Raw genomic sequence first — 13,278 nt, 5'->3', positions numbered from 1 at the left:
CAAGAGACAAGCAAGCTTGCTATGCCGATATACGATCTGCGTCATGGTGTTTAAAAGCGAAAAATGTCATTTTCTGCAAACGTGCATAATGTGGGCTTAACGGCAGTATCCTGTCGCTGTCTCAAGGCAGGTTAAACCCATGATTTAATTATTTGTGCTGTACTGTGACTTTATGTGTTTTTCATTCGTCTATTAAGCTCATTCAACCAAAGAAGAAAAAATAATGAAAATTGCCATTTTATCTCGTAACAAGAAGCTGTACTCAACCCGTCGTCTGCAAGAAGCTGCAATTGCCCGCGGGCATGAGGTCGATATTATAGATACCTTGCATTGTTATATGGATATTTCGAGCAACAAACCCTCGGTGCGTTTCAAAGGTGAACCTTTGCCTAAATACGATGCGATCATTCCACGTATAGGCGCATCAGTGACGTTTTACGGTACGGCCGTTGTGCGTCAGTTCGAAATGATGGGTAGCTTTAGTGTCAACGAATCAGTTGCCATTAGTCGTTCACGGGATAAGTTGCGCTCAATGCAGTTACTTTCACGCAAAGGAATTGGCTTGCCGCGCACTGGCTTTGCTCATAGTCCAGATAATATTAAAGATTTGATTGCCAATGTGGGCGGTGCGCCTGTGGTGATTAAATTGCTTGAAGGCACACAGGGCATTGGTGTGGTTTTAGCTGACACCAATAAAGCAGCAGAAAGTATCGTTGAAGCCTTTATGGGCATTAAAGCCAATATCTTAGTTCAGGAATACATTAAAGAAGCAGGCGGGGCAGATATTCGTTGCTTCGTGGTAGGCGGTAAAGTCGTGGCAGCCATGAAACGCCAAGGTGCTCCAGGAGAGTTTCGCTCGAATTTACATCGCGGGGGCAGCGCAACGTTAGTTAAGTTGACGGCTGTTGAGCGCGCAACCGCAGTGGCTGCAGCAGGTGCAATGGGATTAAACGTGTGTGGCGTTGATTTGTTGCGCTCCAGTCATGGACCGGTCGTTATGGAAGTAAATTCTTCACCCGGCCTTGAAGGAATCGAAGCGGCGACGTCAAAGGATGTTGCAAATATGATTATCGAATTTATCGAGAACAAAAAAGCCAAGCCACATAGCACAAAAACACGAGGGAATGGGTAGTCATGGTAAAAGCAGCTCCGCTAAAAATAGGCGATCATGTTATTGAGCCCGGCTCGCGTACTAAGTTACAGCTCTCTGCTGCACGCTTATACACAGATACCGACATGTCTATTCCAGTTGAAGTTATACGCGCTAAAAAGGAAGGGCCTACCGTATTTATTAGCGCCGCCATTCATGGTGACGAATTAAACGGGATTGAGATTGTACGCCGCGTGCTGGACTCACCCTCTTTTAAATTAATCGCCGGCACTGTGATTGCAGTGCCTATGGTGAATGTATATGGCATGTTGATGCAAAGCCGCTATATGCCTGATCGTCGTGACTTGAATCGCTCATTTCCTGGCTCGCCCAATGGCTCATTGACTTCGCGTTTGGCCCACATGTTTTTAACGGAAATTGCCGCCAAGTGTGATTATGGAATTGATTTACACACAGGCGCAATTCATCGCAGTAACTTGCCGCAAATTAGAGCCAACTTGAAGGACCCGAAAACCGCTGAATTGGCCCACGCCTTTGGTGTACCCGTGCTGCTTAACTCAGATTTACGTGATGGCTCACTTCGTCAAGCAGCGGATGAAACGGGTACTAAAATCCTATTATATGAAGCAGGCGAAGCCTTACGCTTTGATGAATTGTCGATTCGTGCCGGTGTGAAAGGCATATTTAATGTGCTAGCGGCGTTAGGTGTGGTGTCGAAGCGTCGCCGCTCAATGCCAAAAATTGAACCCTTGGTGGCATATAAAAGCTCTTGGTTGCGCGCACCAGAAAGCGGTATTGTCCGGGATCGTAAGAGCTTAGGTGATTATGTAAAGCGCGGTGATGTGTTGGCTGATGTGTGTAGTCCTACCGGCACATACAGCGAGCCACTGTTGGCAAACCGTTCAGGTATCATAATTGGTAAGCAGAATATTCCGCTGGTGCAAGAAGGGGATGCAATGTTCCATATTGCCTTGTTTGATGATCCGAAAGACGTGGTCGATAACATGGATCAATTACAGGAAAATCTGATGCCGGAAATTGACCCTCAAGGTATCGTGGTATAGCCACGCCAAGTCAAATCGCGAACGTGAGTAGGTTAAAAACGTCACTTATGTGGCGTTTTTTTATCTTCCATTATGAGTGATGAAATACCAACCCCGCTAATAAGTAAGCACTGGTTAATGTGCAATGGTTCAACCGGAAGTGCCTGATCTTTAGCTAAAATTACTCATAAAATATCAGCGAAGCAACTTTAGATAACTTTACATTCCCTTTACAGTATTTAGCGCAAATAAGTGATTTAATCCGTTCATATTCCAAGTATTTTAATTAGATTATTAGACAGTAGATTATGAACAAGACAAAGTTAACAAAAGGACTGGTTTTTGTGGTTGTTGTCGGCGCAGTATTGTGGTGGTTTATGCGCCCTTCACAGTCTGACGAGCACATTGTGTATCACACTCAACCACTTTCGTTAGGTAAAATTGAAAGTACGGTTAACTCCTCTGGTACAATTTCCCCTGTGGTCACCGTGTTAGTCGGTTCAGAATTGTCTGGCCTAATCTCTCAGCTGAATGTGGATTTTAATGACGAAGTCACTAGCGGGCAGGTCATCGCGCGCATAGATGATCGCACTATTTTATCCCGGCTACGCCAAAGTGAGGCTGATTTAGCGTCATCCAAAGCCTCGCTTACCCAGCTTAATGCGGCGCTTAAAAGAGCGCAGACTGAAGCAACGTTAGCGCAACGTGAATTTAATCGTACAAAAGAGTTAAGAGATAAAAATCTGGTTAGTGCTTCTGAGCTAGATATTAGCGAAACCAGCAATGAGCTTGCTAAAGTGGCTATCGAAACAGCGAAGGCGGCTATCTTGGTGGGAGAGGCGCAAGTTGAACAATCTCAATCCAGTCTTGAACAAACAAAACTCGACTTAGACCGAACCTACATTCGCTCACCTGTAGACGGCGTTGTTATTGACCGTCAAGTTGATACTGGGCAAACGGTATCTGCGAGCTTATCTGCGCCAACACTGTTTTCGATCGCTAAGGATTTAGTCAAAATGCAAATTGAAGCCGACGTAGATGAAGCGGATATTGGACGCATAGCAAAAGATCAAAAGGTCAACTTTACCGTTGATGCATTCCCTGAGCGCCAGTTCCACGGCGTGGTCAGTCAAGTCAGAAAAGCGGCTACCGTGACCAATAATGTGGTGACCTACAAGGTGATTATTAGCGTGCAAAACGAGCAATTGCTGTTATTACCCGGCATGACCGCCAACGTAGACGTGGTCTTAGGTGAGCGTGAAAATGTGCTGCGTGTTGCAAATTCAGCATTACGTTTTACGCCAGAGGGAGCATCGTCTAGCGGGACTTCTGATAGAGGTGGCCCTGGGGATCGCATGGCTCAGCTAACGGAACAACTAGGGTTAAATGATTTGCAACAGGAACAGATGGAAAAAGTCATGCAAGATATGCGTGAAGCTATGCAAGCTGCTCGTGAATCATCCCCTCGTGGCCCGGGGGGACCTGGAGGCTCACCAAATGATGCAATGAAGAAGATTCGTAGCAAGATGAATATCGAGTTGCAGAGTATTCTAACCCCAGAGCAAATGGACACGTTTAAGGCTTCTGGTCAATCTCGACCTGCCAAAGGCAAAGCGAATGGCAAAGATTATCAGCCGGGCACTGTGTGGGTATTACGCGATGGGCAACCCGTTAAAATGGATGTTGGCATAGGTATCGCCGACCTTGAATATAGCGAAATTCGCGCTAGAGGATTAAAAGAAGGTGACAAGGTCATAGTGCGTGCTCAGAAGGTCACCGAATAATGAGCCAAGCTTTGTTAACAGTACGCCAAGCGAAAAAAGTCTACGCCATGGGCGATGAAAAAGTGTGGGCACTCAAAGGCGTTGATCTGGATATTCAGCAAGGCGAGTTTGTGGCAATTATGGGCAGCTCTGGTTCGGGTAAGTCCACCATGATGAACTTATTAGGCTGTTTAGATATAGCCAGTGAAGGCAGCATCGCATTTGCGGGCCAAGAATTATCCTCATTGACAAAGAATGAGTTAGCAAGTGTGCGCAATCAGCGTATCGGTTTTGTGTTCCAACAGTTTAATTTGTTACCGCGAACCAGTGCCCTAGATAATGTCACCTTACCACTTTTGTACAGCAATGTGCCTGAGTCAGATTGGTCAAGTCGGGCCAAACAATGCCTAGAAAATGTTGGACTTGGGTCGCGTATGGAGCATCACCCAGCTCAGTTATCGGGCGGGCAGCAGCAACGCGTGGCGATCGCTCGTGCACTCATCAACGACCCGTTAATGATATTGGCTGATGAGCCAACAGGCGCTTTAGATACCCAAACTGGTTTAGAAGTCATGGCCCTTTTTCAACAACTCAATCAGCAAGGCAAAACCATTATTTTGGTTACTCACGAACCGGATATCGCCCAGTTTGCCAAGCGTAAATTAACCTTCCGTGACGGTGAGCTAATAAGTGATGAGCGCAATAACAATGTGCGCCAAGCGGCACGAGAGAGCAATACATGAAGATTGTCATTTTACTTAAAACTGCTATCACCGCCCTGAAAGTCAATGTGCTGCGCAGTTGTTTAACCATGTTGGGAATTATTATCGGGGTAGCAGCAGTGATCATCATGGTGGCCATGGGGGCGGGAGCTCAGCAAAAAGTGGATGAACAAATTAAATCACTTGGCGGCAACGTGTTTTTTGTGACGGGCTCATTTAGACAAAGCGGTGGGGCACGCTCAGAATCTGTGGTAAAAATTAACGAAGACGACGCTAACTTAATTGAAAAGCAGGTACCTGGGGTGGAAGCTGCAGCGCCTTATTTATCTTCAGCTGGGCAGGTAATTTATGGCAATTTAAATTGGTCTACTGAAATAGATGGCATCGATAACCGCTATTTTGTGGTCCGAGATTGGGATTTAGCGAGCGGCCGTGAATTCACCAGTGCTGAAATTAATCGCGGCAGCAAAGTGGCAATCATTGGCGAGCGCTTGCGCGTCGAGTTATTTGGCGCTAGCGATCCTATTGGCCAAACAATACGGGTAACCAATTTTAATGCCACCATTATTGGGGTGTTGGCAGCCAAAGGACAAGACTCCAGAGGCGAAGATCAAGACGACGTGATTTTTCTACCGATAAAAACGGTGCGCAATAAAATCACAGGTGTCAGTGCCACTAACCCTAAATCAGTACGTTTTATTCAAGTCAGTGCTTATGACGGTGAAGACATGGATTATATTGAAGACGAAATGTCACGCCTATTGCGTCAACGCATGCGTATTCCGGTGGGGGGCGATGATATGTTTCGCATTCGTAATGTGTCAGAAATGATCGCCACACGGGCAGAAACTATACAGGTATTCAACACCTTACTCGCATGGGTTGCTTCGGTAAGCCTAGTGGTTGGCGGTATCGGTATTATGAATATTATGTTGGTCTCGGTCACTGAACGCACCCGTGAAATCGGCTTGCGTATGGCGGTGGGGGCCAAGCCGTCAGATATTTTGTATCAGTTTCTAATCGAATCTATTGTGTTGTGCGGCTTGGGTGGATTTATCGGTGTGGTGATTGCCTATGGCTTTGTGTTTATGGGCAACCAATATGGCATTGGGGCAGGGGGGATCATTGAAACACAGGTAGTACTGTTAAGCTTAGGCTTCTCTGGGCTGATAGGGGTGTTTTTTGGGTATTACCCTGCGCTAAAAGCATCACGATTAGCACCGATTGACGCCCTGCGTTACGAATAGCGCTGGCGATAAAAAAAGACCAGATCAACCAGTCTCGGCTCATCTAAAATTATTCCTTCGGTGCGGCTCACTTATATCAGTGAGCCTGCTGTCTTCTCATAATGCATTTTTTAAATTCGATTGGTTATGACTATGCCACACAAATCAGCCTTTCAAGCAAAACATTAAGAGCATATCGTTTACTTTTAAGTGAGTTAACAGTCTGACTTAGGTGTAATTTTTTCAACGCGGTTTGTCTGGGTTACCGAGTCGCTCATTCTTATAAGTTGTGTCATCAATCCCAACGGCCTTAAAAGGCTGATGGTTGCTCACCTTCACTGTTATTCCTTATTTGGTATGGTTTCTGCTAAATCCCGCACAGAACAATATAACGATCGAGAAGACGAGCGCGTAAAAATACCCGCTCTGAACACTTCACGGTCCTATGTTTAACAGAAAAGAATAATGAAATGACGCGCGAGGGGTTACCTGTGGTAGTGACGGAATTAACAATAGGTGTATTTTTACTTTTAGTGGCTTCTTTACTAGTCGTACAAGGCAGTCGACTGCAAATGATTCAAAAGGGCAATACCAGAATAAGCAAGGAGCGTTTAAATAACCGCGGTAGAATGATGATGCTATCTGGCACGGTGTTAATTATTCTAAAAGTGTACGAATTTACACATTTTTTTTATTAGTGATGTATGCGTAAAATGCTTTATAACGTTATAAAGTGCGATCTCCTCTATGACCTATTTCAAACCTGCTAGTCGAATTTTCATGCTTTGCTCTTCTTCTAACGTTACCGAAATCAATTGCGCCTTTGGCCTGTCTTTTACAATACGAAGCAATGTCAGCGACGCAGACGAATAAGCCAGAATAGGAGCAGTAAACAGAGACACCCATTGTTAAAGCAGTAAACAGAGACACCCATTGTTAAAGCAGTAAACAGAGACACCCATTGTTAAAGTGCTATAAAAACTTCCCTGCTTAGAGGAACAATTGCCTTCAAAATGCGTCAAGGTACTTGGGGTCTGAGTGATTGAGGATTTTCACTGAAATCTTGCGCGTTGAGGTATGAAAATGGCGCGCAAAGTCTGTTTTTAGACAAGCGTCTACCTTACAGGTTATGTAAAGGTTGTCTTGTTTGTGGGGCTTAAGCGCGCTTTAACAGTGCTTTTGCTTTGGTCATGCCTCGTATTCGTTGATGATGAGTATGGCGCTTAAAAGCATTCATCATTTGCTCCGCACCTGCTGCGTAACAGAAGTGTTTTTCGAACTCAGTGGTTAGGGTTAGCCATTGAGCAGAGTCTAGTCTCAATCTTTGTAGAATAGGACTGTGAGTGTTATCAATATGACCCGCCTTGTCATCACGAATACAACGACCTGTGGTATCAATGAGCTCACAATAGTCTTTGAGCGAATACGCAATACCTGTGGGCCTGTTTTCACGATGATTTCCCACAAACGGCATCAAAACGCTTGGTTGTGATTGTTGGTTTTTAACGGCGTGAATGCGTTTTTTAATACTGGTGTGCTTTGACGTTTCAGGTGTTTTTGCCATTTTTGCGCGAATGGGGTTTAAATCTACATAGGCCATGCACGCTAAGACTGCACTTTCATCTAGTAACGCTTGGGACTTAAATCGCCCTTCCCAAAAACGACCGGTGCAGCCGTCTTCTTTATTCGCTTGACGAGCAATATACTCATTTAAATCACGCATAAACCAGCTTATGTCGTAAAGACGTTTCCGATAGGTTTGAACGGTTTCATCAAAGGTGATTAGCTCTGCTTGGCTCAAGGTATCGCCGTTAACAAACTTCTGAGTCAGCAATGTGCCTCTGTGTAGCTTGTGGTAGCGCCTCAACACTTCATCAGCATCCCACTTATCCGCCATAGATTTATCTACATATAGCACCACATGCGTGTGATTATTCATGACTGCATAGGCACAAATGTCGACGGAAAATACGGTTGCTAGAAATAATAAACGCTCTTCTACCCAGCCTCGACGATGCTCATAGTTCTGCCCAGTAAGCTGGTTCGTACCACACAAATAAGATTGGCGAACGCAGCGAGACACGCAATGGTAATAAGGCGTATCTATTAAACTAATTTGGCTTTTTCGAGATTGAGGCATGTGTAGCCTACCTGACAAGAATGAGACATGAATTAAGTGTAGTTTAGCTTTGAAAATTGACCATTTTTATCATGGGTGTCTCTATTTTCTCTTATCATGGGTGTCTCTATTTTCTCTTTCATCTCGTAAAGTTTTTATTTTTCCCAAGCCGCCGACAAGACAGCATCAGCCTATATAGCTAACCATATAGGTACAGCCGGCTAAAGGCATATCAGTTGGGTATTGGGTTTGTACAAACCCCAACTTTTGATAAGCACGGATCGCAGAAATGTTGTCATTAAAAACAAACAATGAACAACTGTTTACCTTGAACTCTTCTTTTCCCCGAGCAGCTAAGTTTGCGATTAATGTTGCCACAATACCCAGACCTCTATTGGCAGGGTTTACAACTAAGCGGCATAAATGACACCGTTGTTCACGTAAATAATATTGGCCAAATGCCTGCAAAGCGCCTTGTGGCGATACCAGTGAAAAAGAGGGTAGGCTTGTTAATTTCAAATTCTGTTTGAATGTGCCTAAATCATATGGATAGCAAAACCCCGACCCTGACCACATAACAATTTGCGCCTCGTCTTCAAACCAGCTCATCAACTCAATTAGGTGTATATCGCTCGATTTGACTAGTTTCATGCGTTCTTTGTATGTCTTGCTGCGGCTAATCGATACTATGGATATTAGCATGACGGTGTATACGAGAGGCACAGTTGAAGCGGTTGCACAAAATGCCCCTTGATCCCGCGCTGGGCCTTGATCAACTGGGCATTAGTGCTAATTTTGGGGCTATTTCGGCTTAACGTAAAATGCGTCTGGTTCGACTTCTAACAAATTTTTTACTAGCGCTTTAGCGGCTTGCTTGGCGACATAAGGGATCAGTTGACGATTGGTGTTGTCACCCACTTCGTAGGTCACAGCATGTACCTTGTAGTGATCGGCAATGTATTGTTTGAAGATGCCTCTATCGGGAGATGACGCTGATTTATTCACCGTTTTGAATACCCAACCTGTTTCAGCATCTAAATCTGCTAACCAACCTTTCATAAGGGGGAGCGGGGCCAAGTCATGGTCGTCCGGCATGGTGTAAAAAATGTCGTGGAAGGTGGAGTGAAAATCTACGGCAAATACGATTTTTTCGCCTTTTTTCACTATGCTCGCCATTTTGTCTCGTACCAGCCGCGTTTCCGCTTGGGCGAAGTTTTTCCAGTCCCGGTTTAGGTCAAAGCCATTGGCGTTGTGCCGCCAGTTACCGGTTTCCACGCCGTCTGGGTTTAAATCTGGCACCATGAGCAGATTAAAACGCTCGAAAAAGGGATTACTCAAGGTGTTGTCGAGTAACAAGGCTTCACTAAACGCAAATAAAGCCATAGCGCCTGTCACTTCTGGCGGGTGTTGACGGCCTATGATCACGAGCCATTCTTTATTTTTCGCTGATTGTTTCACTAAGGCTTTAATCGGACGGCCTTTCACTGATGGCCCGAGGGTTTCAATATGAAGCTCAGGGCGCTGCGCTTTTAGGCGGGCTAACCACTGGTCATATTCTTGATTATCAATGACTTCTTGGGCTGAAATCCAGACAGGCGTTTTGCCAGTGCTTAGGCTTATCCACATTTCTTTGCCCTTGGTTTCAAAGGGAATATTTTGCCAATCTTCGCCATTCCTACTGAGTTTGGGCAGGTAACGTGGGTTATTGCCGTTGAAGGTGAGTTTAATTTTTACCTCGCTATCCGTTTTTGATTGCACCTTAAAACCAAACCAAGGACTAGGGTTGACCGGCTCGTTTTCTGGCAAAATGCCAATATGGTATTCGTGTTTAGCCAGCCTTTCACAGGTGCTTAAACGTGCGGTGCTAAAATCGCTGTAAAAAGTCACACCGTCAAACTGGCAGTCTTTGGCATGAACAAACGCTGAAAAAGTGGTGAGCAATAGTATGGGGAAAAAATATCTAAGCATGGTGATAGCATTCCATTCTTTATAGGTAATAAAATATAGGTAATAAGAAAAAGCCAATCAGCGTATCTGTGATTGGCTGAGCTGCTGCGCGACTAAAACTTCTTGTTTAAGGTCATGTACAGGTAACGCCCTGCAGAAGAGTGAACACTGCTTTCATAGCCAAATGTTCCCGAGGTAAAAGGAGGCTCTTTGTCACCGAGATTACGTGCGCCTAAGGTTAATTTAGTTTTGTCTAGCCAACTGTTTTGCTGGGTAAACGAATAGGAAGCATAGGCGTCAACCGTGGACCAATCGTCAATTTGTTGATAAATCAAATCGCCAGCATCGTCAAAATAAGACAGGGATACATTTTCTAACTCACTAATATATTTGTATTTGATCCCTGCGCCCCAGTTGTCTTTCTGCCATCTTATGCCAATGTTGCTGCGCCATTCTGGGCGACCATTTTTTGTTAATAAGTCACCCGCCGCACCAGGTATGCCAACAGATTCACCGTTAAATAGTACCGCTTCGTTGCCGTTTTCCTGTGCGGTCACTACGCGCTGCGTGATGGGGTCTAACCCTTGGTCAAATTGGGTTAAATTAGCCGCATTGGCAGTGAAGGTAAAATCACCCAGCTCAGTATTCATCTTGTAAAAAATACTGTAATCGATGCCTTTAATTTCCCGAGGAAGCAGGTTGGTATAGTCGTTAGTAACGTACAAAATTTCGTTATTGTTATCACGGATCACGTTGGTATTACTGCCACCATCTGCTCGAAGGAGTGCATCGTATAAAATTTGCGTTTGGCTACTTAATATTCCTACCACGTCTTTTTGTTTTATATGCCACCAGTCAGCCGTTAGCGTTAGATTTTTTATTGGGGTAAATACAATTCCTGCAAACGTGTTAGTGCTGGTTTCAGGTTTAAGATCGTCGCTACCATTGCGTATTTCAAGCGTGCCTTGGCGAATACCTGATATGGGATCAGAACGGGTGTTAGAGCGCGACACATCGACGGCTGTTGTTTGCGGTAATCCTGGTGCTTTAAAGCCTTCAGCATAGGCTGCACGCAGTTGAACCATGTCATTCACCTGCCATGCTAACGATACCTTGGGTTTGGTGATATCGCCTACATCAGAAAATCGCTCATAACGGGCAGCCAGTTGCATGTTCAAGCTTTTCACTAGCGGTAGGTCTGCTAGCAAAGGCACGGCAAATTCAACATAGGTTGAAAACACATTGCGGCTGCCAGCAGAATCTGGCGTTGGGCTACTACCTAATACCGTACTGGCAAGGGCCGAAGGGTTCCCCGTTACGACATCAATAAAGCTATCTGTGCCATTGAGCGCATCGCTGCGTGCATCTGAGAAGCTCTCGTAACGGTATTCCACGCCCACCGCCATGCCTACATCGCCAGCAGGTAAGGCAAAAATATCAGGACGCGATACTTTAAAATCGTAAAGGGCAAGCTCGGTTTCAGATTCACGTTCAATATTGAACATAAAGCTGTCGATAACGTCTTGGTCATTACCTGTGTCATCGCCAATGTTTGGTGAGGTCAGGCTACCACCGTTAAAGAGATCATAGGCTGTGTTTTGCTCTGTGCTGTTCACAGCTTGTTGAAATAAAGTGGTATTGACCCGGTTCGCAGAATCGAGCGTGTGGGCTTTTGAATAAAGAACGGCTGTGTCCCAATCCCAGTCTTTATAGTAACCCCTTAGTCCCGTCAGAAAGCGATAAGAATAATCTTCTACGTTTATTTTACGCGGGCCAGTATCAATGGGCCGGTATCGTCTAACGGTTACATCTTCACCGAATGGATTGTAAAAAGCGTCACTTGATACTGTGAATCGCTGGGCTGTTAAATTACCGCTTTGTTCACGTAATCGGTCAGCTTCTGCTTGGTAATAAAGCGCTTCACCGTACAGCTCAACTTCATCGGTTAGGTTATGCGTCATAAGTGCGTATAAATTGACACGGCTAACCTCTGAGCTAAGAGAACGCTCTGAGTTTGAGTCGTAACGTAATTCGCGATCTAAACTGCCGCCATCTGCACATATGCCGTTATCCAGTGCCACTTCGCAGCCGTCAAACGTGTCGGGTTGAATATGAAAGGTACCAAGACTATCAGAGCTTAGTTCTGCCCAAGGTGTGGAAGTCGTGCGTCCGTCTAAGGACGTATTGCCAACAAATTCAGGCGCTAACCCTGGGTAGTTTCGGGTGTCTGAACTGGCGGCGTAATCTCGCTCTGATGCCATCAACATATCTTGTTGATACAGACTTGCACTGAGTGTTAAGTGAGTTTGCTCATTATTAAAAAACCAACCGCCGGAGCCTGAAAGGCTAAATGTGTCTTTGTCAGTGCCGTCATTTTTACCGTACTGGAACTGCAAATCACCGCCGGTGTTTTTGTCTTTGAGTACGTAATTAATAACCCCTGCGATAGCGTCTGTTCCGTATATCGCAGCGGCGCCATCACGTAACACTTCTACGCGTTTTAGGCCGCGCACCGGCAATGCATTTGAGTTTACCGTTGTTACAGGGACTAAATCTTCGGCTTGGGTGCCAGGGTGCAGGACTAATCGTCGACCATTTAACAGGGTTAAACTATAGCCGGTGCCAATGCCGCGTAAGTTAACTGAGGAAACGTCACCTCGGGCATCATTGACACCGCCCACCACGCGTTCGCTGTTGAAGCTTACTTCCCCTTGTTGAGGTAATTCTGCCAGCAAATCAGCGCCGCTTGATATGCCTAAGTCTTCAAAGTCTTGAGCACTAAAGGTAGTAATAGGCAATGCGCCAGAATCTTGGTTGACGCGGATATTTGAGCCCACAACCTTAATGCGCTCAACACTGGCTTCGCCGTCAGCCTTTTTTGTTGATGTACCTAATGCTTCTTTTGCGGCTGCAACAGGGATGGCACTACTTTCAGTGCTGGGGTTGATGGAAGAAGGCGCGTTTTTTTCACGTATGATATAGGTGCTTTTAGAGCGCTTAACAAATTCTAAAGATGTGTTTTCAAGCAACACAGCTAAGGCTTCTTCCACGGTTAAATCTGCTGATATCGCGCGGGTGGTGATGTTCGGGGTAATGGCAGAAGAAAATAGAATTTGTGTTTCACTTTCCTGTGCCAGTTCGAGCAGGGCTGATTCAATATTTTGCGCTGGAATATCGATGCTTTGCCGCGTTTGTTGTGCAGCCAAACTATGACTGGCGGGCAGCATAAGCATGACGCAACAAGCAAGGGGACTGAGTTTAAACGACTGATGTAGTTTCATGTGCAGTTTCATATTGTGTGCCTCTATTATTATTAGATGTGACTGTTCCTATTAGAGGTATACGCA

9 protein-coding genes are annotated in these 13,278 nt (G+C 45.2%); 5 read left to right on the top strand and 4 right to left on the bottom strand.

The genetic code is table 11. The features are described from left to right. The first annotated feature begins 223 nt into the window (after positions 1-223). From rimK to FX988_RS05540, 5 genes are all read left to right on the top strand, one after another. Positions 224-1,132, top strand: coding sequence for a 30S ribosomal protein S6--L-glutamate ligase (gene rimK, locus FX988_RS05560; protein ID WP_007984180.1), 909 nt, complete (start codon positions 224-226; stop codon positions 1,130-1,132). Positions 1,133-1,134: 2 nt separating this feature from the next. Next, positions 1,135-2,175, top strand: a complete 1,041-nt coding sequence (locus FX988_RS05555) for a succinylglutamate desuccinylase/aspartoacylase family protein (protein WP_160178703.1) — start codon at positions 1,135-1,137, stop codon at positions 2,173-2,175. Positions 2,176-2,462: 287 nt separating this feature from the next. Continuing rightward, the gene (locus FX988_RS05550; protein WP_160178702.1) at positions 2,463-3,938 is read left to right on the top strand and encodes an efflux RND transporter periplasmic adaptor subunit; all 1,476 of its coding nucleotides are present in this window, start codon (positions 2,463-2,465) and stop codon (positions 3,936-3,938) included. Further along, the gene (locus FX988_RS05545; protein ID WP_160178701.1) at positions 3,938-4,660 is read left to right on the top strand and encodes an ABC transporter ATP-binding protein; all 723 of its coding nucleotides are present in this window, start codon (positions 3,938-3,940) and stop codon (positions 4,658-4,660) included. Before FX988_RS05550 ends, FX988_RS05545 begins: the two co-directional genes overlap by 1 nt. Further along, positions 4,657-5,886 carry an ABC transporter permease gene (locus tag FX988_RS05540; protein WP_160178700.1) on the top strand — a complete coding sequence of 410 codons (1,230 nt, stop codon included), beginning with the start codon at positions 4,657-4,659 and terminating at the stop codon, positions 5,884-5,886. The genes FX988_RS05545 and FX988_RS05540 overlap by 4 nt, the downstream gene beginning before the upstream one ends. 1,135 nt (positions 5,887-7,021) lie before the next feature. Here FX988_RS05540 and FX988_RS05530 read toward each other — a convergent pair. From FX988_RS05530 to FX988_RS05515, 4 genes are all read right to left on the bottom strand, one after another. Continuing rightward, positions 7,022-8,005: a transposase gene (locus FX988_RS05530; RefSeq protein ID WP_160178698.1), complete on the bottom strand. Its 984-nt coding sequence runs from the start codon at positions 8,003-8,005 to the stop codon at positions 7,022-7,024. 165 nt (positions 8,006-8,170) lie between these two features. Continuing rightward, positions 8,171-8,635 carry a GNAT family N-acetyltransferase gene (locus tag FX988_RS05525; protein ID WP_160178697.1) on the bottom strand — a complete coding sequence of 155 codons (465 nt, stop codon included), beginning with the start codon at positions 8,633-8,635 and terminating at the stop codon, positions 8,171-8,173. A gap of 150 nt (positions 8,636-8,785) precedes the next feature. Continuing rightward, positions 8,786-9,952: a M14 family metallopeptidase gene (locus FX988_RS05520; protein WP_160178696.1), complete on the bottom strand. Its 1,167-nt coding sequence runs from the start codon at positions 9,950-9,952 to the stop codon at positions 8,786-8,788. Between the two features lie 92 nt (positions 9,953-10,044). Further along, a complete protein-coding gene (locus tag FX988_RS05515; protein ID WP_160178695.1) occupies positions 10,045-13,224 on the bottom strand; it encodes a TonB-dependent receptor in 3,180 nt (1,059 codons plus the stop codon). Positions 13,225-13,278: the final 54 nt, after the last annotated feature.

This window comes from Paraglaciecola mesophila (assembly GCF_009906955.1).
Taxonomy (GTDB): Bacteria; Pseudomonadota; Gammaproteobacteria; order Enterobacterales; family Alteromonadaceae; genus Paraglaciecola; species Paraglaciecola mesophila_A.
The sequence above is the reverse complement of the archived record's forward strand: the minus strand, read 5'-3'. Positions and strand labels throughout refer to the sequence as shown.